This window comes from Vibrio echinoideorum, from assembly GCF_024347455.1.
GTDB lineage: Bacteria > Pseudomonadota > Gammaproteobacteria > Enterobacterales > Vibrionaceae > Vibrio > Vibrio echinoideorum.
The window spans coordinates 169,918-191,662 of the sequence record NZ_AP025483.1; the positions used below are offsets into that span (position 1 = coordinate 169,918).

A 21,745-nucleotide genomic window follows, 5' to 3' on the forward strand; every position below is an offset into this window, starting at 1 on the left:
GTCACCGCCCCCTCTTAAGAGTGTTTTGGGTGGTTTGGGTCACTTATCAGCGAGCTGAGGAACCCCATGGTTTACTCTTATACCGAGAAAAAGCGCATCCGTAAGGATTTTGGTACTCGTCCACAAGTTTTGGACATTCCATACCTGTTATCGATCCAGCTAGATTCTTTCGATAAATTCATCGAACAGGATCCTGAAGGTCAATACGGTCTTGAAGCTGCTTTCCGTTCTGTATTTCCAATTCAGAGCTACAACGGCAATTCTGAGCTGCAATACGTTAGCTACCGTCTTGGTGAGCCAGTTTTTGACGTTAAAGAATGTCAAATCCGCGGTGTTACTTACTCAAAGCCACTACGCGTAAAACTACGTCTAGTTATCTTTGACCGAGATGCACCAGCAGGTACTGTAAAAGACATTAAAGAACAAGAAGTCTACATGGGCGAAATTCCGCTTATGACAGACAATGGTACTTTCGTAATTAATGGTACCGAGAGGGTTATCGTATCCCAGCTGCACCGAAGCCCAGGCGTGTTCTTCGACAGTGATAAGGGTAAGACTCACTCATCAGGTAAAGTTCTTTATAACGCACGTGTAATTCCTTACCGTGGCTCATGGTTAGACTTTGAGTTCGATCCTAAGGATAACTTATTCGTACGTATCGACCGTCGTCGTAAGCTACCAGCATCGATTATCCTTCGCGCACTTGGTAAATCGACAGAAGAGATCCTAGATCTGTTCTTCGACAAAGTGAACTTCGAAGTGAAAGACCAAACTCTACTTATGGAGTTGGTTCCTGATCGTCTACGTGGTGAAACTGCGTCATTCGACATCGAATCAAATGGTAAGACTTACGTTGAGACTGGTCGCCGTGTTACTGCTCGCCATATCCGTCAACTTGAAAAAGATGGCGTTGAGCTCATCGAAGTACCAGTAGAGTACATCGTTGAAAAGATTGCTGCGAAAGATTACATCAACGAAGCAACTGGCGAGATCATTGTTGGCGCAAACCAAGAGATCAGCCTAGAGGCACTTGCTAATTTATCTCAAGCAGGTCACAAGACTCTAGAAGTACTGTTCACGAATGACCTAGACCATGGTCCATTCATGTCAGACACTCTACGTGCAGATAGCACAGTAGATCGCATCTCTGCATTGGTAGAAATCTACCGTATGATGCGTCCTGGCGAGCCACCAACAAAAGAAGCTGCAGAATCATTGTTCGAAAGCCTATTCTTCTCTGAAGATCGTTACGACCTATCAACTGTAGGCCGTATGAAATTCAACAGCTCTATCGAGCGTGAAGAAGAAGAAGAGCGCGGTACTCTGGATGAATCAGACATCATTGAAGTGATGAAGAAACTGATTGGCATCCGTAACGGTAAAGGCGAAGTGGACGATATCGACCACCTTGGTAACCGTCGTATCCGTTCTGTAGGTGAAATGGCAGAAAACCAATTCCGTGTTGGTTTAGTTCGTGTAGAACGTGCCGTTAAAGAACGTCTAAGCCTTGGTGACCTTGATGCAATTATGCCTCAAGACCTAATCAACGCTAAGCCGATCTCTGCTGCAGTTAAAGAATTCTTTGGCTCTTCACAGCTTTCACAGTTTATGGACCAGAACAACCCATTGTCAGAAGTTACGCACAAGCGTCGTATTTCTGCTTTAGGTCCAGGCGGTCTAACTCGTGAACGCGCAGGCTTTGAAGTACGTGATGTTCACGTAACTCACTACGGTCGTCTATGTCCGATCGAAACGCCTGAAGGTCCAAACATCGGTCTGATTAACTCGCTATCTGCTTTTGCGCGTTGTAACGATTACGGTTTCCTAGAAACTCCGTACCGTCGCGTTGTAGATGGTGTAGTAACAGAAGAAGTTGATTACCTGTCTGCAATCCAGGAAGGTCAATTCGTTATCGCGCAGGCAAACACGGTTCTTACTGAAGAAGCGACGTTTGCTGATGAGCTAATCACTGCTCGTCAAAAAGGTGAATCTGGTCTTCACCCACGCGATCACGTTGACTACATGGACGTTGCGACAAACCAAGTAGTATCTATCGCTGCTTCGCTTATCCCGTTCCTAGAACACGATGATGCGAACCGTGCATTGATGGGTGCGAACATGCAACGTCAAGCGGTACCAACATTGAGAGCTGATAAGCCTCTAGTCGGTACTGGTATTGAACGTAACATCGCAGTTGACTCTGGTGTTACAGCGGTTGCTAAACGTGGTGGTCAAGTTCAGTCTGTTGACGCTTCTCGTATCGTAGTTAAGGTTAATGAAGATGAATTGGTACCTGGCGAAGCTGGTATCGATATCTACAACCTAACTAAGTACACGCGTTCGAACCAAAACACATGTATTAACCAACGTCCAACTGTACTTCCTGGTGAACCAGTTGCACGCGGCGATGTTCTTGCTGATGGTCCTTCAACTGACCTTGGTGAACTTGCTCTTGGCCAAAACATGCGTATCGCGTTCATGCCTTGGAATGGTTACAACTTCGAAGACTCGATCTTAGTATCTGAGCGCGTAGTTCAAGAAGACCGTTTCACGACAATCCACATCCAAGAACTGTCTTGTGTGGCTCGTGATACTAAGCTGGGCTCTGAAGAGATCACAGCTGATATTCCAAACGTAGGTGAGTCTGCTCTGTCTAAACTAGATGAGTCAGGTATCGTTTACATTGGTGCTGAAGTTAAGGGTGGCGACATCCTAGTTGGTAAAGTAACCCCTAAAGGTGAAACTCAACTGACTCCTGAAGAGAAGCTACTACGTGCAATCTTCGGTGAAAAAGCATCTGATGTTAAAGATACGTCACTACGTGTACCAAACTCTGTTTCGGGTACTATCATCGATGTACAAGTCTTCACTCGCGATGGCGTAGAGAAAGACAAACGTGCACTTGAAATCGAACAGATGCAGCTTAAAGAAGCTAAGAAAGACCTAACTGAAGAGTTCCAAATTCTTGAGGGTGGCCTTCTTAACCGCGTTAGAGCTGTACTTCTGTCTGGTGGTTACTCTGAAGCTAAGCTTGATACTATCGGTCGTAAGCAATGGCTAGAGCAAGTTCTAGAAGACGATGCGCTACAAACACAGCTTGAGCAACTTGCTGAGCAGTGGGATGAGCTAAAAGCAGACTTCGATAAGAAGTTTGAAACTAAGCGTCGTAAAATCACTCAAGGTGATGATCTAGCGCCTGGCGTTCTTAAGATTGTTAAAGTTTACCTAGCGGTTAAACGTCGTATCCAGCCTGGTGATAAAATGGCCGGTCGTCATGGTAACAAAGGTGTAATCTCTAAGATTAACCCTGTTGAAGACATGCCATACGATGAGAAAGGTCAGCCTGTAGACATCGTACTTAACCCACTGGGTGTACCATCGCGTATGAACATTGGTCAGATCCTAGAAGTTCACCTAGGTTTGGCTGCGAAAGGTATCGGTGACAAGATCAACGAAATGCTTAAGGAACAACAAGAACTGCATAAGTTCCGTGAGTTCCTACAGAAGGTTTATGATCTTGGTGATACTCGTCAGAAAGTTGATATTGCTGAACTGTCTGATGATCAAGTTCGTACACTGATCAAGAACCTACGTGGCGGTCTACCGATTGCTACCCCTGTGTTCGACGGTGCTTCTGAGTCTTTAATCAAAGATCTATTAAAACTGGGTGATCTGCCAGAATCTGGTCAGCTTAAACTGTTTGATGGTCGTACTGGTGATTCGTTTGAGCGTCCTGTAACTGTTGGTTACATGTACATGCTGAAACTGAACCACTTGGTTGATGACAAGATGCATGCTCGTTCAACTGGTTCTTACAGCCTAGTAACTCAGCAACCACTTGGTGGTAAAGCTCAGTTCGGTGGTCAGCGTTTCGGTGAGATGGAAGTATGGGCACTAGAAGCATACGGTGCTGCATATACTCTACAAGAAATGCTAACAGTTAAGTCAGATGACGTTAACGGCCGTACTAAGATGTATAAGAACATCGTAGACGGTAACCATAGCATGGAACCTGGCATGCCAGAGTCGTTCAACGTACTGTTGAAAGAGATTCGCTCGCTAGGTATCAACATCGAGCTAGAAGACGAAGAGTAATCCCTCTTTTTTATAAAGAAGATTGGATTACTTGGTAAAGGGGGCTCACTTTAGTCGGTGAGCTCCTTTAACTCCTTACAGGAGCTGAATGTGAAAGACTTATTAAACTTTCTAAAAGCACAGCATAAGACCGAAGAATTTGATGCAATCAAAATCGGTCTCTCTTCACCAGACACGATCCGTTCGTGGTCTTTTGGTGAAGTTAAAAAGCCGGAAACAATTAACTATCGTACGTTCAAGCCTGAACGTGATGGTCTGTTCTGTGCACGTATTTTTGGTCCAGTTAAAGACTACGAATGTCTTTGTGGCAAATACAAGCGCCTGAAGCACCGTGGTGTTATCTGTGAGAAGTGTGGCGTTGAAGTTACACAAACTAAAGTTCGTCGTGACCGTATGGGCCACATCGAGCTAGCTTCACCAGTTGCTCACATCTGGTTCCTTAAATCACTACCGTCTCGTATCGGTCTACTAATGGATATCCCTCTACGTGATATCGAACGTGTTCTTTACTTCGAAATGTACGTAGTAACTGAACCGGGTATGACTGATCTAGAAAAATCTCAGATGCTTACTGAAGAAGAGTATCTGGATCGCCTAGAAGAGTGGGGTGACGAATTCACTGCTAAGATGGGTGCTGAAGCGATCAAAGATCTGCTTTCAACAATGGACCTTCATCAAGAAGTGGAAGAAATGCGCGAAGAGTTGGAAACAACTAACTCTGAAACTAAGCGTAAGAAAGTTACTAAGCGTTTGAAGCTAGTTGAATCATTTATCTCATCAGGCAACAAGCCTGAGTGGATGATCTTAACTGTACTTCCAGTGCTACCGCCAGATCTACGTCCTCTAGTACCTCTAGATGGCGGTCGTTTTGCGACTTCAGATCTGAACGACCTTTACCGTCGTGTGATTAACCGTAACAACCGTTTGAAGCGTCTTCTAGAGCTAGCGGCTCCAGACATCATCGTACGTAACGAAAAGCGTATGTTGCAAGAGTCTGTTGATGCCCTTCTAGATAACGGTCGTCGCGGTCGTGCAATCACGGGTTCTAACAAGCGTCCTCTGAAATCTCTTGCTGATATGATCAAGGGTAAACAAGGTCGTTTCCGTCAGAACCTTCTTGGTAAGCGTGTAGACTACTCTGGCCGTTCTGTAATCACAGTAGGTCCATACCTTCGTCTGCATCAGTGTGGTCTTCCTAAGAAGATGGCACTTGAGCTATTTAAACCATTCATCTACAGCAAGTTAGAGACTCGTGGCATGGCTACGACAATCAAAGCTGCTAAGAAAATGGTAGAGCGCGAAGAAGCGATCGTTTGGGATATCCTAGACGAAGTTATCCGCGAACACCCAGTACTGCTTAACCGTGCACCTACACTTCACCGTCTAGGTATCCAAGCGTTTGAACCAGTACTAATCGAAGGTAAAGCGATTCAGCTTCACCCACTAGTATGTGCGGCATACAACGCCGATTTCGATGGTGACCAAATGGCTGTACACGTGCCTCTAACTTTAGAAGCACAACTAGAAGCTCGTACCCTAATGATGTCGACGAATAACATTCTGTCGCCAGCATCAGGTGATCCGATCATCGTTCCTTCTCAGGATGTTGTATTGGGTCTTTACTACATGACACGTGACAAGATCAACGTGAAAGGTGAAGGTATGTACCTTGCTGGCCCTGAAGAGGCTGAAAAGGCATACCGTACTAAGACTGCTGAGCTACATGCTCGCGTTAAAGTACGTATCACTGAAACTGTAGTAGACGAAGACGGTAATAGCACAACGAATACTGGCTTAGTTGATACGACTGTTGGTCGTGCAATGCTATGGCAGATCGTTCCATCTGGCCTACCGTACAGCATCGTTAACCAGAAGTTAGGTAAGAAGCAAATTTCTAACCTACTAAACGAGTGTTACCGTAAGCTTGGTCTTAAAGATACAGTAGTATTCGCTGACCAAATCATGTACGCAGGTTTTGCATATGCTGCACTTTCAGGTGTTTCTGTAGGTATCGACGACATGGTCGTACCTCAAGCGAAATACGATGAAATTGAATCTGCTGAAGAAGAAGTTCGTGAAATCCAAGAGCAATTCCAATCTGGTCTTGTTACTGCGGGTGAGCGTTACAACAAAGTTATCGATATCTGGGCATCTACGAATGACCGTGTTGCGAAAGCAATGATGGATAACCTATCTTCTGAAACAGTTATTAACCGTGACGGCGAAGAAGAACAGCAAGAATCGTTCAACAGCATCTACATGATGGCCGATTCAGGCGCACGTGGTTCTGCAGCTCAGATTCGTCAGCTAGCAGGTATGCGTGGTCTGATGGCACGTCCAGATGGTTCTATCATCGAAACGCCGATCACAGCGAACTTTAAAGAAGGTCTAAACGTCCTTCAGTACTTTATCTCAACGCACGGTGCTCGTAAGGGTCTTGCGGATACAGCACTGAAAACAGCTAACTCGGGTTACCTAACTCGTCGTCTAGTAGACGTAGCACAAGACGTTGTAGTTCACGAACATGACTGTGGCACGCATGAAGGTATCGACATGATGCCTCATATCGAAGGTGGTGACGTTAAAGTTGCACTTTCTGAGCTTGCTCTTGGTCGTGTAGTTGCTGAAGATGTTCTTAAGCCTGGTACTGAAGATGTACTGATTCCACGTAATACTCTGATTGATGAGAAGTGGTGTCAAATCATGGAAGACAACTCTGTAGATAGCATGAAAGTGCGCTCAGTTGTTACCTGTGATGCAGACTTCGGTTGTTGTGCACAGTGTTACGGTCGTGACCTAGCACGTGGCCACTTAGTAAACCAAGGTGAAGCAGTTGGTGTTATCGCTGCACAATCTATCGGTGAACCGGGTACACAGCTAACGATGCGTACGTTCCACATCGGTGGTGCGGCATCTACTGCAGCAGCAGAGAACAGCATCCAAGCTAAGACAACTGGTACTGTGAAACTTCACAATGCTAAGTTCGTAATCAACAAAGACAAGAAACTGGTTATCACTTCTCGTGCATCTGAGATGACGATTATTGATGAATTCGGCCGTACTAAAGAGAAGCACAAACTTCCTTACGGTTCGATGCTAACCAAAGGCGACAACGCAGCAGTAACTGCTGGTGAAGTTGTAGCTAACTGGGAAGCGCATACCATGCCAATCATCACTGAAGTGGCAGGTCGTATCCAATTCGTAGATATGATCGATGGTATTACAGTTTCTCGTAACACTGACGATTTAACAGGTCTTTCTTCAAGTGAAGTAACAGACCCAGCAGCTCGCCCAGCAGCAGGTAAAGATATGCGTCCAGCTATCAAACTTGTTGATGAGCAAGGTAACGACGTAATGATCCCTGGTACTGATATGCCAGCTCACTACTTCCTACCTGGCAAAGCGATTGTAAACATCGAAGATGGCGCTGAAGTTGGCATTGGTGACACACTATCTCGTATCCCTCAAAAATCGAGCGGAAACAAAGATATCACCGGTGGTCTGCCTCGCGTAGCTGACCTATTCGAAGCTCGTAAGCCTAAAGAGCCTGCGATCCTTGCTGAGCACACAGGTACTGTGTCGTTTGGTAAAGAAACGAAAGGTAAGCGTCGTCTAGTAATCACTCGTGAAGGCGGTGACGCTTACGAAGAGATGATTCCTAAGCACCGTCAATTGAACGTGTTCGAAGGTGAGAAGATTGAACGTGGTGATGTAATCGCCGACGGTCCTGAAACTCCACACGATATCCTGCGTCTACGTGGTATCCACGCTGTGACTCAGTACATCGCGAACGAAGTTCAAGAAGTTTACCGCTTACAAGGCGTAAAGATTAACGATAAGCACATCGAGACTATCGTTCGTCAAATGCTACGTAAGTGTACAATCACTCATTCTGGTGACTCTCCGTTCCTACCTGGCGAACAAGTTGAGTACCACAATGTTAAGATTGCTAACCGTAAGCTAGAAGCTGAAGGTAAAGAACTAGTTCGTTTCGAACGTGATCTACTAGGTATTACTAAAGCATCTCTTGCAACTGAGTCATTCATCTCAGCTGCATCGTTCCAAGAAACGACTCGCGTACTAACAGAAGCTGCGGTTTCTGGTAAGCGTGATGACCTTCGCGGTCTGAAAGAGAACGTAATTGTTGGTCGTCTGATCCCAGCTGGTACTGGTTTCGCATACCACCAAGAGCGTCAGAAGCAACGTGAAGAAGAGTTAGAAGGTCCTTCAGCTGAACAAGCTACTGACAATCTAGCAGCACTTCTAAATGCTGGCTTCTCTTCAGAAGAGTAAGCTCTACGAGTAGTATCTAAGAGATAAGAAAAAAGGCACCTTCGGGTGCCTTTTTTGTTTCTGACAGATTAGTGCATTAGTGACGTATAGAGATGCAATTATTGCTTTTGGTCGGACTTGATCATGACGATCTTCTTGAGGATGATTTTATGGAGTCTTTGGGTCTTTAGAAGACTAGTTGGTAGAGTTTAAATTGACTTAGAAATGGCGGGTATTACCAAGCAATGAGTCGTAGTGGCGAGTTAATAGCCCATTACTGCAGTACAATTTAGGTAATCTATAGATAAAACAAAAAGCTTGCACAGAGGCAAGCTTAGAAGATATTAAGCCAATTAAGCTCCTGGTGGAACTGCTAGGCTATCGGCAATTTGTTGTATCAGTTGATCTTCTACCTCAAACCTCGCCTCAATAATCTCACCAATCAGAGACAAATCACTATCAAAGCTTTCTAGTGCATCACTAGCTTCAATGGCGGCATACTTATCGGTAAAGTTGAGTAGTGGCTCAGTGGTGAGAACGATATGACCATAAGATTGGTTAATTTCGTCTGTTGCTTTGAAACCAGTAGAATGCCATTTGTCCATCACCATGTCATAGATTTTAAAATGACCTTCGGAGATATAGTCAACAAGGTGTTGGCTGAATTTTTGGAGCGCTTCTGGAGAGGGAAGCTCAGTGATAGCGGGTGTTTTTGATGATGAAGGCTTTAGAGCGGCAAGCTTACAATACTCGACGATTAGAGACTGTCGAGTTTCTAGCCAATGATCGATGACCTCATTAGAGCCACCCCATTGTTCTTGTACTTGTTTGAATTTATTTAGCATGACCATGTCCTCATGATCTGATCACAACCTTGTGATCAAGTAATTGCCTAAGCAAGGTCCGTTTATTGGTATCTACTAAAAGTAATAGTTTGAATTATTCTCTGCTACAACTCTAGTATGAAATTAGATTGCCAGTAAAATGAACGAACTGCAAGCAATGAGGCATAGGGATGTTAAAAAAAAGTGATAACAAAATGACAGATCAAGCTTATTGGTGCGTTGTTTCAGGTAGTGATATTTGGGTGAATAATGATCAGTTTCCTTATGGCTCTGCCGAGGAATTAGGTCTTAGTGTTGAACATGCGATCTGCATCGGTCAGCATCAAGGTCATACTGTGTATTGGCTCAACGACTGTGATGTTGAGAGTGAACTGACCATGGTAAATCTGAGAGAGTTACTTCATTGGCCTGAATCTGTTTTCCTTATTGCAAGCAAAGCAATCCAATATGGGCATATGACGCAAAGTATGCGGTTCTGTCCTCAATGTGGTGGGCGTAATCATCTTAATCACAATCAAGTTGCAATGCAGTGTGGAGACTGTCGAACTCTTCATTATCCTCGTATCTTCCCATGCATCATTGTCGCTGTACGAAACGACAACAAGATATTGTTAGCTCAGCACCCAAGACATAAAACAGGGATGTATACCGTGATAGCGGGCTTCTTAGAAGTCGGAGAAACCTTAGAGCAGTGTGTTGCTAGAGAAGTCAAAGAAGAAACGGGCGTTGATGTGGATAATATTCGTTACTTTGGCAGTCAGCCATGGGCTTTTCCATCCAGCATGATGATGGGTTTTCTCGCAGACTACGCTGGTGGTACGCTCAAACCGGATTACAGTGAACTGTCGGATGCTCAATGGTTTGATGTGACAAGGTTGCCTGATGTTGCCCCTGTGGGAACCATTGCGAGACAATTGATTGAACAAACAGTTAATGATGTGATGACGAAAGGTTTAGAGAATCAAGTTATTGAACATTAATCTGAGCATTAAATAGATCCCAATAGTATTTGGCCTATGGATGGTCAAAAGCTAAAAAAAACCCTCCACAAGTGGAGGGGGTAAGTAAGATGTCGTTATGAGATGCTGAGTAGTGACTACTCAGATGTTATAATTGTAATTTTCGCTAGCGAACAAATTTTTAACATGCTCCCGTAATTGGGTGCAAATTAAGCATTGATTTAAAAGTTAATAACTTGATCTAGGTTGCAAAGCACACAGCTTTTACCCCTAAATCAGTGTTAGAATACTCGCCATCAAAACTAGACAAGATTGAATTGGAATTTAACGGAATGACCGAATTAAAAAACGATCGCTATTTACGCGCACTTTTAAAACAGCCTGTTGATTACACACCGGTATGGATGATGCGCCAAGCTGGCCGATACCTTCCAGAGTACAAAGCAACGCGTGCAGAAGCAGGCGACTTCATGTCTTTGTGCAAAAACGCGGAGCTTGCATCTGAAGTAACACTTCAACCTTTGCGCCGTTTCCCGCTTGATGCGGCAATCTTGTTCTCTGACATCCTAACTATCCCTGATGCAATGGGCTTAGGCTTGTACTTTGAAACAGGTGAAGGTCCTAAGTTTGAACGTCCTATCACATGTAAAGCTGACGTAGAGAAGATTGGCCTACCTGATCCAGAAGGTGAGCTTCAATACGTAATGAATGCCGTTCGTCAGATCCGTAAAGACCTGAAAGGCGAAGTGCCATTGATTGGTTTCTCTGGTAGCCCTTGGACGCTGGCAACTTACATGGTTGAAGGCAGCAGTTCGAAGGCATTTACTAAGATCAAGAAGATGATGTATGCAGAGCCACAAACGCTGCACTTACTTCTAGATAAGCTTGCTGACACTGTTATTGAATACTTGAACGCGCAAATTAAAGCGGGTGCACAATCGGTAATGGTATTCGACACATGGGGTGGTGTACTTACTCCGCGTGACTACAACTTGTTCTCACTGCAGTACATGCACAAAATTGTAGATGGCCTAATCCGTGAAAACGAAGGTCGCCGTGTACCGGTTACTCTGTTCACTAAGAACGGTGGCATGTGGCTAGAATCTATCGCAGCAACTGGCTGTGATGCAGTTGGCCTAGACTGGACAATCAATATTGCTGATGCAAAAGCACGTATTGGCGATAAAGTGGCTCTACAGGGCAACATGGACCCATCAGTACTTTACGCACAGCCTGAGCGTATCCGTGAAGAAGTCGGTACTATCCTTGAAGGTTTTGGTGACGGCGGTACTGGCCACGTATTTAACCTTGGCCATGGTATTCACCTAGATGTGCCACCAGAGAATGCTGGTGTATTTGTGGACGCCGTTCACGACCTATCTAAGCCATATCATAAGTAATTAAGTATGTGTTTTTAGAAGAAGCGCTGTCGAGAAATCGGTAGCGCTTTTTTATTGCCTTCTGATCTGCATCTAAGATCTGCTTATTCTCGCTGGCGTGCAGCTAATTAGGTATTTGGATCATGGTAGGCCAAATGCTCAGAGATGTGTTTTCTGATATACGGAATGACATCATTCTCAAACCAAGGGTTCTTCTTAAGCCAGATGTTATTGCGTGGTGAAGGGTGGGGAAGTGGTAAAAATTCTGGAGCCCAAACCTGCCAGTTGCGTACTGTTTCAGTGAGCGTGCTGGTGGTTTTATTTGTTAGGTAATAGTTTTGTGCGTATTGGCCAATCAGTAGTGTCATTTGGATGTTGGGTAGCGATTGCAGCACTTTTTTATGCCAAAGCTCCGCACACTCTTTGCGTGGTGGGAGATCGCCACTCTTGCCCTTTCCTGGATAACAAAACCCCATAGGTACAATGGCAACCTTCTGTTCGTCATAAAAGGTATCTCTATCTATTCCCAACCAATCCCTTAATCGTTCACCACTGGCGTCGTTCCAAGGTATAGACGATTCATGAACCTTGATGCCCGGAGCTTGTCCTATGATCAATAAGCGGGCGTTTGAATGCGCTTGAATCACAGGATTAGCCCCATGTGAGAGGTGAGGCTCGCAGGCTCGGCATTGTCGTATTTCGGTGAGTAACGATGAGGACATCAGTAACCTTTGTCGAAGTCGATGGTGTGACTCAGTTTAAAGCCATCTCTCCACTGTTTGTAATTCTCAGCGAAGATCTCCACGACCTGTCTTGGCTCACTTAGAGCTGCAATGTGTGGGGTGATGGTTACTTGCGGTAACTTCCAAAACGGGTGTTCTTGCGTGAGGGGTTCGCATTCAAAGACATCCAAGAAAGCGTGTTCAACCCGTTTATTCTTAATCGCAAGCAATAACGCTTTATTGTCTACGCTTTCCCCGCGACCGACATTAAACAACAATACGTTAGAGCAGTAGCTTAAGGTGGTTTGATTCAGTAGTTGGTATGTCTCATCCGTTGATGGCAGTGTGTTCACCACAATATCCGCTTGTTTGAGGGCGGCTTCTAATTCATTAATGTGGAAAGTGTCTTTGAAGGTTTCTTGCTTTGATGGGATACCTGTCCGGTTGACCCCAATCGTATGGATACCAAACGCAGAAGCGGCTTTCGCCAAATGGCTGCCAATTGAACCTGTTCCCAAAATCACCATGGTTTTGTCGGTTAGGCTGGTATAAAGCTGTGGTTGCCAGTTTCGCTGTTGTTGTTGCTGGTGGTAATGAGTGAAATGTCTAAAGTGGCTGATTGTGTAACCCAATACGTATTCGGCAATGGCAGGGCCGAAGATGCCTTTGACGTTAGTCAACGTGTAGTCCTGACGTAAATTCGGTTGGGTTAATTTGTTGATCCCTGCATAGGTACTTTGCACCCAATCCAGATGCTTAAACTCATCAAGACGCTCTGCGATCAGCGGAGGAGAGGCCAAGACGATCTCCGCTAACTCGGGGTTTGAGGTGATTTCTAGGTCAGGTAAATCTCGGTTTACAATCAGTTGCGTGTAAGTATCGTCATGCTCGGTAAGAATATAGAGCTTATTCGTAAAATTGTTCATCGGCCTACCTTTTCCATCCTAGGTTTATCAAGTACACTTTCGCTGTCTTTTTCTGCAATTATTGAGTGACTATGCTTCAGAATCCACTGCAGGTTCGTCTAGAAAAGTTAGAACCTTGGCAACAAATTACCTTTATGGCGTGTCTATGTGAGCGTATGTACCCTAACTATGCCATGTTTTGTGAGAATACAGAATTTGCGGAAGCTCGAATCTATCGTGATGTGTTGGATAGCATTTGGGAAATCCTAACCGTTAAAACGGCAAAGGTGAATTTTGAGCGTCAACTTGAGAAAGTTGAAGAGCTATTCCCTAGTGGTGATGATTTTGATTTTTATGGTGTTTACCCAGCAATGGATGCATGCCAAGGTTTAGCTACACTTATTCATGGATTACTTGATCGTGAGCATATGCTTGAAGCTGTGATTAAAGTGAGTCAACAATCTGTGAAGACGGTTGCTGAGCTTGAGTTTGCTCAAGGCGCTGAAGAAGTAACGAACGAAAACCAGAAAGAAAACGAAGCCGTGTGTGAAGAGTGGGACGTTCAATGGGCGATCTTCCGACCACTACGTGAAACGGATGAGCGTGACCTAGAGCTGATCAAAGACCTACGTCACGAATTGCGTGAAGACCCAGTAAGTAACATTGGTGTCGCTTTATAATTGGTTTCTGTGCCATCGCTACATGCATCTACATAAAGTGATAGCATTATGCGTAGTCGCTACGCTCACGCTGTAGTGAACCAGTATTAAGAAAAACAAAGGCTCCCTAGGGAGCCTTTGTTTTATCTGGTGGTGTGAAGCCTGGATTAAGAATCTTTTTTCTCTTCTTTCAGTGTTTTGTCATCATTCTCTGATTTTGAGTCTGAAGCATCGTTGTCTGTTAGAGCTTCTTTTGGCTTGTCTTCTTCATCGCGGTTCTCGATAACGCCGTGTGTCTCTTTCCATGTTTCCCAGCGTTGGAATGCAAGTTCTTGCATGTCTGTGGTTTTGTCCGCTTCGTCGACAATCTCTTCACCAACCAAATGTTCGAAGATATCTTCTAGGGTAATGATGCCCTGAATCGTACCGTATTCATCAACTACCAAAGAGAGTTGAAGGCGATTTGCCATCATTTGATCAAATGCTTTTGCTAAGCCCATGTTGTTCAGTAATACGTGGATAGGGCGCATTACTTCACCCAGAGCTTTCTCGCCACAACCCGCTTGTTGTAATCTAAACAGCTCCAGACGGTGTACAAAACCAATGATGTTGTCAGTTTGCTCGCTGTAGACCAATGGACGAGAGAACGGTGTATCTTTGTGTTGTTCAAGGAACACATTGATGCTCATTTCTGCATCGACACGGAACACAACCGGACGCGGTGTCATGATTTGAGTCACTGGCACATCTTGAATGCCTAATAGGTTGCTCAAGATCTTTGATTCGCCTTCTGCGAACTCACCGCTTTCTTTTGCCAAGATAGCCATCGCCGATAGTTCATCACGCATTTTTGGTGCTTGGTGACCACGAGCAAGGCGCTTTGTGATCTGCTCTGAGAACCATACGAATGGTGTTAGGAAGAACACCATCCAGCGAAGCACTGTTGATGATGCTGGAGCAAGTTGACGCCAGTAGGTCGCTCCAATCGTTTTTGGAACAATTTCAGACAGAACCAAAATACCCAAAGTTAGTACGGCAGAGAATACACCTAACCATTGGCTACCAAAAACCACAGCCGCTTGTGCACCTGCTGTCGCCGCACCAATAGTATGTGCGATGGTGTTGAGCGTTAAAATTGACGCGAGCGGGCGGTCAATATCTGTTTTCAGTTTGTCTAAAGACGCGGCTGCAGGGTGCCCATTTTGTTTTAGTTGAGCAATGTAACTTGGACTGATACTCAAGAGTACAGCTTCCAAAACAGAACAAATGAAAGAAACTCCAATAGCAATGGAGACGTAAATAGTTAGCAGCAGCATGTTTGCCCTTAAATTAAATTGTACGCTTTGTCAGCGATTCAGCGTGGATTATAGAGAATAAGTAGTGGTTAGGTCATCATTAATTTCACACTCAACCCCTTTTAAACAAGGGCTTGCCATAGAAAATCAGTAACAAATTGTGAGTTGTTACTCATATTATGGCTAAAACTACGGCATTAGAGCTAAAGATCGACGACAAACCTTTGCCAGATGGGGCATTTATGTTTTAGAGTGAATTGAATTCAAAAATACAAAGAAGGGAAACCTAAAATGAACAAGACTCAATTAATCGACTTTATTGCTGAAAAAGCGGACCTTTCGAAAGCACAAGCTAAAGCGGCTCTAGAAGCAACTCTTGGCGGCGTGACTGATGCTCTTAAAGATGGCGATCAAGTTCAGCTAATTGGTTTTGGTACTTTTAAAGTAAACCACCGTGCAGCTCGCACTGGTCGTAACCCAAAAACTGGTGATGAGATCCAAATCGCTGCTGCAAATGTTCCAGCATTTGTTGCAGGTAAAGCGCTGAAAGATTCAGTGAAATAATCTAAACTGTACCGAGGTAGTCGTATTCCACCTCGGTACAGGTTTTATGAAAAAAACATTTCTTCTCGTTTCACTCTTATCTACATTTCTTATTGGCTGTTCTTCAACAAGCCCTCGTACTAACCTAGAGCAATTTGAAACCTACACCGGCGGCCAAGTCATGGGCGACGCGACAAGTTTCTACTGGGTCACCAACAAGCTAACACAACCTCATACTTCTGCTGACTATGTCACCATGGGCGATTACGGCTGGTACAAAACTGACTATGTTTGGTCGGAAGATGTGCTTCGTGAATTTGTGCGTGAAGGTGAGTTACGCGATGATTCACTTGCGTTGGTTCCATATCGTGTACATGTGCGCTTTAATCAGTCTGGTGAGGCTGTGTATCAACAGTATCGTATTGGTAAAAAAGTATTACCGTTACAGTCGGTTCAGCTCGACAGGTATAAACAGGAAGCGATATCCGTTCTCGATGTTACCGAGAAGCAAAATGATGAAGGGTTAAAGCTTTTGCAGGGCTATTGGAATGGCAAAACGTTTCAGACTTGTTCTGGTAAGCAGTTTGATGACTTTGAGTTCAACCAAACATTGCCTAATTTTGTGATTAACCGTTTATCGTCTGTAGAGAGCTATGGTGCTTTTGTCGGTAAAGCGTCTTTGAGAAAATTGTCGGTTGCTGAGTTTTTGATATTGGCAGATGAAAATCATGAGTGTGTATCAAGGCCCTCATTGCTGAAAGAATAGAGATCGCTTAAATAGTATCAGAGCATTTGGCCTACTGTAGGCTAAGTGCTTATTTGTCTGTACAGGTACGAATAATCAATAAAAAGGCGCCTATCGAGGCGCCTTTTCTTTTTATTCAGTTGCAGTCATTCAGTTACTGCCATTTGAATCTAGCGAATGATACTGATTACTGCTCTTGCTCGCGCGCAATCGCACGGTAACCAATGTCATTGCGGTGGAACATACCATTCCAGCTAACTTGCTTAGTTAACGCGTAAGCGCGCTCCTGAGCTTCAGAAACCGTGTTACCAAGTGCTGTTGCACAAAGTACTCGGCCGCCATTAGTCACAACATCGCCAGCTTCGTTATTTGTAGTGCCTGCGTGGAAAACTTTTTGGCCTTCAACTTCGCTTGTTGGTAATGAAATTACATCACCTTTTGCGTAGTCAGCAGGGTAGCCGCCGGCTGCAAGAACAACACCGATAGAAGCACGTGGATCCCACTTCGATTCCGCTTCGTCTAGTTTCTCGTCGATAGCCATTAGGCAAAGCTCAACAAGATCCGATTCCATACGCATCATAATAGGTTGCGTTTCTGGGTCGCCAAAGCGGCAGTTGTATTCGATAACCTTAGGTGTACCGTCTGCATCGATCATTAGGCCAGCATAAAGGAAACCCGTGTAAGGAGCGCCTTCCGCGTCCATGCCACGTACCGTTGGGTAGATAACTTCTTCAAGGATACGGTTATGGATTTCTGGAGTCACAACCGGCGCAGGAGAGTAAGCTCCCATGCCGCCCGTGTTAGGGCCTGTATCTTTGTCGCCAACACGTTTGTGATCTTGGCTGGTGGCCATAGGAAGTACGCTAGAACCATCAACCATCACGATGAAGCTTGCTTCTTCGCCTTCAAGGAATTCTTCGATAACTACTCGGCTGCCCGCTTCGCCGAATGCGTTGCCTGCTAGCATATCTTTGATTGCGTCTTCAGCTTCTTCAAGGGTCATCGCAACGATAACACCTTTACCAGCGGCAAGGCCGTCAGCTTTCACTACAATTGGAGCGCCTTGCTCACGAACGTAAGCGATAGCGGGTTCAATCTCAGTGAAGTTTGAGTAGTAACCTGTCGGGATATCATGACGAGCTAGGAAGTCTTTTGTGAATGCTTTAGAACCTTCAAGCTGCGCTGCGGCTTGGGTTGGGCCAAAGATTGGCAAACCCACTTCGCGGAATGCATCAACCACACCAATAACTAACGGAGCTTCAGGGCCCACGATAGTCAGTTCGATTTTCTTCTCTTGAGCAAACGCGACTAAACCAGCGATGTCTTCAACGCCAATCTTTACGTTCTCAAGTTTAGGCTCTAGCGCAGTACCTGCGTTGCCTGGAGCAATGAATACTGTTTCAACATTTGGGTTTTGTGCCGCTTTCCAACCCAAAGCATGTTCTCTACCGCCAGCACCGATGATTAATACGTTCATGTTTCAATCCTTAAGTCTTTAATTCTTAAAAGCCCCTCAAAATTGAGAGGCTCGATAGCTACTAATTGTTTAGGTGAACTAAATATTAGTGGCGGAAGTGACGCATGCCCGTAAAGATCATCGCCATGCCGTGTTCGTCTGCTGCTGCGATAACTTCGTCATCACGCATAGAGCCACCCGGTTGGATAACACACTTGATACCCGCTTCAGCTGCCGCGTCGATACCGTCACGGAATGGGAAGAATGCATCTGATGCCATTGCACACCCTTCAACAACCAAACCTTCGTCAGCAGCTTTGATGCCTGCGATTTTCGCAGAGTAAACGCGGCTCATTTGGCCAGCGCCGACACCAATCGTCATGTCGCCTTTCGAGTAAACGATAGCGTTAGATTTAACGTACTTCGCTACTTTCCAGCAGAATAACGCATCTTTCAGCTCTTCAGCGGTTGGTTGACGCTTAGAAACTACTTTCAGGTCGTCTTCTGACACCATGCCTTGGTCGCGATCTTGAACTAATAGGCCGCCGTTAACGCGTTTCACGTCAAAGCCAGTTGTCTTCGTTGTCCACTCGCCACACTCAAGTAGGCGAAGGTTTTTCTTAGCCGCTACGATTGCTACTGCTTCAGCAGAAACAGATGGTGCAATGATAACTTCAACGAATTGACGCTCAGTGATAGCCGTTGCTGTTGCAGCGTCTAGTTCACGGTTGAATGCGATGATGCCGCCAAATGCAGACGTTGGGTCTGTTTTGAATGCGCGGTCGTAAGCTTCGAGGATGTCTTCACCTAGTGCTACACCACATGGGTTAGCGTGCTTAACGATGACACATGCTGGTTGGTCGAACTCTTTTACGCACTCAAGCGCTGCGTCAGTGTCAGCGATATTGTTGTAAGAAAGTGCTTTGCCTTGGATTTGGCGAGCTGTAGAAACTGATGCTTCTTCAGGATTAGCTTCAACATAGAATGCCGCTGCTTGGTGGCTGTTCTCACCGTAGCGCATGTCTTGTTTCTTCTCGAACTGTTGGTTGAACGTGCGAGGAAATTTAGACTCTTCGTCACCTTCTTTGTTCTCGCCGTAGCTAGGAACCATAGTGCCGAAGTAGTTAGCGATCATGCCGTCGTAAGAAGCGGTGTGCTCGAATGCTGCGATAGCGAGGTCGAAGCGAGTCTCTAGCGTCAGAGATTTCTCGTTAGCGTCCATTTCAGTCACAACGCGCTCGTAGTCGTGTGCGTTTACAACGATCGCTACGTCTTTGTGGTTTTTCGCTGCAGAGCGAACCATTGTTGGACCGCCGATGTCGATGTTCTCAACGGCGTCAGCAAGGGTACAACCTTCTTTAGCAACGGTTTCTGCGAATGGGTATAGGTTTACAACAACCATATCGATAGGGTTGATGCCGTGAGTTTCCATCACGTCATCATCTTGGCCACGACGGCCTAGAACACCACCATGAACTTTTGGGTGCAGAGTCTTAACACGGCCATCCATCATTTCTGGGAAACCAGTGTAATCAGATACTTCTGTAACAGAGATGCCTTTTTCAGCAAGCAGGCGAGCAGTGCCACCGGTAGATAAGATATCTACACCACGGTTAGCAAGAGCTTGTGCAAATTCAACGATACCAGTTTTGTCTGATACGCTGATTAGAGCGCGGCGAATTGGACGAGCGTTATTCATGCTTCCATCTTCCTCAAATTCATGGGGTTAAAATAAAGATATTTGCCAAAAAAGAACTTGTTTCTATCTTCTTAGCGTGGATTATCTAAGATACCAGTAAGAGATAAAATATTGGCCAGTTTTGGTAAAGACCTTTTGGGTCAGTCTTATGATTAAGCTATAAGATAACCAACTCCAAATTTGATGGCGCAGATTCTAACTAATTTATTACAAAAAAGCTCGCGCAATCGTTTGGCATCTCAAGATTAATTATGAAAAGTGCCATTTCAGCCTAAAAAGTAACGATAAGGTTAATTGTGGAATGGACGAAACAGTAGGAAAAAACATGTTTCAGATCGGTGAATTAGCGAAACGATGCGGTGTGACAGCCGATACCTTACGATTTTATGAAAAGAATAACCTGATCGCGCCAGCCAGTCGCAGTGAGTCGGGTTACCGCCTATATGATGAAAATAACCAGAAACAGGTGACGTTTATTCTCAAATCTAAAGAGTTAGGGCTGAGTTTGGATGAAATCAAAGAATTGCTCGAGATTCGCTTGGAAGCGACGCAACACAGTTGTGCGGAAGTGAAGTCGATTACCTCAGCAAAATTAGAGATGATTGATGAAAAAATGTCTGAGTTAACCAAGATTCGCACGGCGCTTAAAAAGATTAATGATGCGTGCTGTGGTCACATAGACGACGATGCTAGCCATTGTTCGATTTTGGCGGCCTTGGACTCAGCAAATGTTGATAAAGGGCGCTGTGGCCGTACTGGAGAGTAATTAGCCACCTATCAAGAGCCTGCAGGTAAAAAAAAAGCCAAACTCAATAAATGAGCTTGGCTTTCAATTCAATAAATTACGAAAGAACGATTAGTTCATGCCGTATTTTTTAAGTTTCTTGCGAAGAGTACCGCGGTTAATACCCATCATGGTTGCTGCGCGAGTCTGGTTACCGCGAGTGTACTGCATGATAGTGTCTAGTAGTGGCTGTTCAACTTCAGCTAATACTAATTCGTATAACTCGCTGACTTCTTGACCGTTTAATTGAGCAAGGTAATTTTTCAATGATGCTTTAACTGAGTCACGTAGTGGTTTCTGCGTGATTTGGTCTTGTGATGTAACTGTAGTTACTGTCAATGCTTCTGAAGTCAGATTTTGTTCGAACATATTCGGTCTAGCTCTTCTCGTAATTATGGTGCAACGTTATCAAAAAAACCTTCTAGCGCCTCAAGCTGCAGATCACCTGCTTCGAATGCGTTGAAGGTACGGCGAAACTCACTCGCTTGTTCATGTTCCTTTAGATACCAACCCACATGCTTACGAGCAATTCGGGGGCCTAAAAACTCGCCATAAAATTCATGTAGAGCGTTCACATGGCCAAGCATGATGTCCTTTACTTCCGAAATCGGGAGCGGGTCCATCGTGGTGCCGTTTTCCAAATAGTGTAGGATTTCGTTAAAAATCCAAGGACGTCCTTGGGCAGGTCGACCTATCATCAAAGCATCAGCGCCGGTGTACTCCAGCACAAACTTAGCTTTTTCCGGACTATCGATATCACCGTTAGCGATAACCGGAATAGATACTGCTTGTTTCGCTGCTTTAATGTGTTTGTATTCTGCCTCACCTTTGTACATACAAGCGCGAGTTCTCCCGTGAAGGGCAAGTGCTTGTATGCCGCAGTCTTCGGCTATTTTAGCGATTTGGACACAGTTTCTGTTATCTGTATCCCAGCCTGTACGAGTCTTTAACGTTACTGGAACGTCGACAGCGTTTACTACGGCCTTCAAGATCTCTTCTATGAGTTCTGGATGCTGCAGTAGGGCAGAGCCCGCAAGCTTCTTATTCACTTTTTTTGCTGGACAACCCATATTGATATCGATGATTTGCGCACCGTTATTAACATTAAATTGAGCAGCTTCGGCCATAAGCTGTGGATCTGCACCAGCGATTTGTACTGAACGAATGCCCGATTCGCCTTCATGTACCATACGCTGCTGAGACTTCGACGTTTTCCAAACCTTAGGGTTGGAGGACATCATTTCACTGACTGCCATCCCCGCACCATAGCGAAGACACAACTCACGGAATGGTCTATCCGTTACGCCAGCCATTGGAGCGACGATTAGATTGTTCTTAAGTTGATAATTTCCGATTTTCAAAACGTCATCACAGTTCTGTACCAGCA

The 21,745-nt window shown here is 44.9% G+C and carries 16 protein-coding genes; 8 read left to right on the forward strand and 8 right to left on the reverse strand.

What is annotated here, in order from left to right:
- Positions 1–66 precede the first annotated feature (66 nt).
- Positions 67–4,095, forward strand: coding sequence for a DNA-directed RNA polymerase subunit beta (gene rpoB / locus OCV36_RS00800; RefSeq protein WP_029224890.1), 4,029 nt, complete (start codon positions 67–69; stop codon positions 4,093–4,095).
- 90 nt (positions 4,096–4,185) lie between these two features.
- Positions 4,186–8,388, forward strand: coding sequence for a DNA-directed RNA polymerase subunit beta' (gene rpoC, locus OCV36_RS00805; protein ID WP_029224889.1), 4,203 nt, complete (start codon positions 4,186–4,188; stop codon positions 8,386–8,388).
- Positions 8,389–8,720: 332 nt separating this feature from the next.
- On the opposite strand, the gene OCV36_RS00810 is transcribed toward rpoC, so the two are convergent.
- Complete coding sequence (locus tag OCV36_RS00810) at positions 8,721–9,218, reverse strand: Rsd/AlgQ family anti-sigma factor (RefSeq protein WP_017073780.1); 498 nt, start codon at positions 9,216–9,218, stop codon at positions 8,721–8,723.
- A 164-nt stretch (positions 9,219–9,382) separates the two neighbouring features.
- Between OCV36_RS00810 and nudC the strand changes: the two genes are divergently transcribed.
- Both nudC and hemE read left to right on the forward strand, forming a co-directional pair.
- A complete protein-coding gene (gene nudC / locus OCV36_RS00815) occupies positions 9,383–10,192 on the forward strand; it encodes an NAD(+) diphosphatase (protein ID WP_135457670.1) in 810 nt (269 codons plus the stop codon).
- A gap of 311 nt (positions 10,193–10,503) precedes the next feature.
- Positions 10,504–11,571, forward strand: coding sequence for a uroporphyrinogen decarboxylase (hemE, locus tag OCV36_RS00820; RefSeq protein ID WP_004729761.1), 1,068 nt, complete (start codon positions 10,504–10,506; stop codon positions 11,569–11,571).
- Between the two features lie 107 nt (positions 11,572–11,678).
- On the opposite strand, the gene OCV36_RS00825 is transcribed toward hemE, so the two are convergent.
- Together OCV36_RS00825 and OCV36_RS00830 are read right to left on the reverse strand one after the other, a co-directional pair.
- Entirely contained in the window at positions 11,679–12,272 is a 594-nt protein-coding gene (locus tag OCV36_RS00825) for a uracil-DNA glycosylase family protein (RefSeq protein WP_135457672.1), read from the reverse strand.
- Entirely contained in the window at positions 12,272–13,198 is a 927-nt protein-coding gene (locus OCV36_RS00830; RefSeq protein WP_135457673.1) for a D-2-hydroxyacid dehydrogenase, read from the reverse strand. Before OCV36_RS00830 ends, OCV36_RS00825 begins: the two co-directional genes overlap by 1 nt.
- A 71-nt stretch (positions 13,199–13,269) precedes the next feature.
- On the opposite strand from OCV36_RS00830, the gene OCV36_RS00835 reads away from it, so the two are divergent.
- Positions 13,270–13,857 carry a YjaG family protein gene (locus OCV36_RS00835; protein ID WP_029224888.1) on the forward strand — a complete coding sequence of 196 codons (588 nt, stop codon included), beginning with the start codon at positions 13,270–13,272 and terminating at the stop codon, positions 13,855–13,857.
- 146 nt (positions 13,858–14,003) lie between these two features.
- On the opposite strand, the gene OCV36_RS00840 is transcribed toward OCV36_RS00835, so the two are convergent.
- A complete protein-coding gene (locus OCV36_RS00840; protein WP_017073775.1) occupies positions 14,004–15,152 on the reverse strand; it encodes a CNNM domain-containing protein in 1,149 nt (382 codons plus the stop codon).
- A gap of 270 nt (positions 15,153–15,422) precedes the next feature.
- On the opposite strand from OCV36_RS00840, the gene hupA reads away from it, so the two are divergent.
- A complete protein-coding gene (gene hupA / locus OCV36_RS00845; RefSeq protein WP_004729753.1) occupies positions 15,423–15,695 on the forward strand; it encodes a nucleoid-associated protein HU-alpha in 273 nt (90 codons plus the stop codon).
- Positions 15,696–15,741: 46 nt separating this feature from the next.
- Positions 15,742–16,440 carry a DUF1481 domain-containing protein gene (locus tag OCV36_RS00850; protein WP_135457675.1) on the forward strand — a complete coding sequence of 233 codons (699 nt, stop codon included), beginning with the start codon at positions 15,742–15,744 and terminating at the stop codon, positions 16,438–16,440.
- A 166-nt stretch (positions 16,441–16,606) separates the two neighbouring features.
- Here OCV36_RS00850 and purD read toward each other — a convergent pair whose 3' ends face one another.
- Complete coding sequence (gene purD, locus OCV36_RS00855; RefSeq protein WP_017073773.1) at positions 16,607–17,896, reverse strand: phosphoribosylamine--glycine ligase; 1,290 nt, start codon at positions 17,894–17,896, stop codon at positions 16,607–16,609.
- Positions 17,897–17,981: 85 nt separating this feature from the next.
- Positions 17,982–19,574, reverse strand: a complete 1,593-nt coding sequence (purH, locus tag OCV36_RS00860; protein WP_135457677.1) for a bifunctional phosphoribosylaminoimidazolecarboxamide formyltransferase/IMP cyclohydrolase — start codon at positions 19,572–19,574, stop codon at positions 17,982–17,984.
- Between the two features lie 325 nt (positions 19,575–19,899).
- On the opposite strand from purH, the gene zntR reads away from it, so the two are divergent.
- The gene (gene zntR, locus OCV36_RS00865) at positions 19,900–20,340 is read left to right on the forward strand and encodes a Zn(2+)-responsive transcriptional regulator (protein WP_029224887.1); all 441 of its coding nucleotides are present in this window, start codon (positions 19,900–19,902) and stop codon (positions 20,338–20,340) included.
- A gap of 90 nt (positions 20,341–20,430) precedes the next feature.
- Here the strand turns inward: zntR and fis are convergent, their stop codons facing one another.
- Both fis and dusB read right to left on the reverse strand, forming a co-directional pair.
- Complete coding sequence (gene fis / locus OCV36_RS00870) at positions 20,431–20,727, reverse strand: DNA-binding transcriptional regulator Fis (RefSeq protein WP_004729744.1); 297 nt, start codon at positions 20,725–20,727, stop codon at positions 20,431–20,433.
- A 23-nt stretch (positions 20,728–20,750) separates the two neighbouring features.
- Positions 20,751–21,719: a tRNA dihydrouridine synthase DusB gene (gene dusB, locus OCV36_RS00875; protein WP_032497690.1), complete on the reverse strand. Its 969-nt coding sequence runs from the start codon at positions 21,717–21,719 to the stop codon at positions 20,751–20,753.
- Positions 21,720–21,745 lie beyond the last annotated feature (26 nt).

What these genes read in the sequence shown, in the direction of transcription:
- rpoB (WP_029224890.1), top strand. Translation starts at nt 67, where the DNA reads ATGGTTTACTCTTATACCGAGAAAAAGCGCATCCGTAAGGATTTTGGT.
- OCV36_RS00810 (WP_017073780.1), bottom strand. Translation starts at nt 9,218, where the DNA reads ATGGTCATGCTAAATAAATTCAAACAAGTACAAGAACAATGGGGTGGC.
- nudC (WP_135457670.1), top strand. Translation starts at nt 9,383, where the DNA reads ATGTTAAAAAAAAGTGATAACAAAATGACAGATCAAGCTTATTGGTGC.
- hemE (WP_004729761.1), top strand. Translation starts at nt 10,504, where the DNA reads ATGACCGAATTAAAAAACGATCGCTATTTACGCGCACTTTTAAAACAG.
- OCV36_RS00825 (WP_135457672.1), bottom strand. Translation starts at nt 12,272, where the DNA reads ATGTCCTCATCGTTACTCACCGAAATACGACAATGCCGAGCCTGCGAG.
- OCV36_RS00830 (WP_135457673.1), bottom strand. Translation starts at nt 13,198, where the DNA reads ATGAACAATTTTACGAATAAGCTCTATATTCTTACCGAGCATGACGAT.
- OCV36_RS00835 (WP_029224888.1), top strand. Translation starts at nt 13,270, where the DNA reads ATGCTTCAGAATCCACTGCAGGTTCGTCTAGAAAAGTTAGAACCTTGG.
- OCV36_RS00840 (WP_017073775.1), bottom strand. Translation starts at nt 15,152, where the DNA reads ATGCTGCTGCTAACTATTTACGTCTCCATTGCTATTGGAGTTTCTTTC.
- hupA (WP_004729753.1), top strand. Translation starts at nt 15,423, where the DNA reads ATGAACAAGACTCAATTAATCGACTTTATTGCTGAAAAAGCGGACCTT.
- OCV36_RS00850 (WP_135457675.1), top strand. Translation starts at nt 15,742, where the DNA reads ATGAAAAAAACATTTCTTCTCGTTTCACTCTTATCTACATTTCTTATT.
- purD (WP_017073773.1), bottom strand. Translation starts at nt 17,896, where the DNA reads ATGAACGTATTAATCATCGGTGCTGGCGGTAGAGAACATGCTTTGGGT.
- purH (WP_135457677.1), bottom strand. Translation starts at nt 19,574, where the DNA reads ATGAATAACGCTCGTCCAATTCGCCGCGCTCTAATCAGCGTATCAGAC.
- zntR (WP_029224887.1), top strand. Translation starts at nt 19,900, where the DNA reads ATGTTTCAGATCGGTGAATTAGCGAAACGATGCGGTGTGACAGCCGAT.
- fis (WP_004729744.1), bottom strand. Translation starts at nt 20,727, where the DNA reads ATGTTCGAACAAAATCTGACTTCAGAAGCATTGACAGTAACTACAGTT.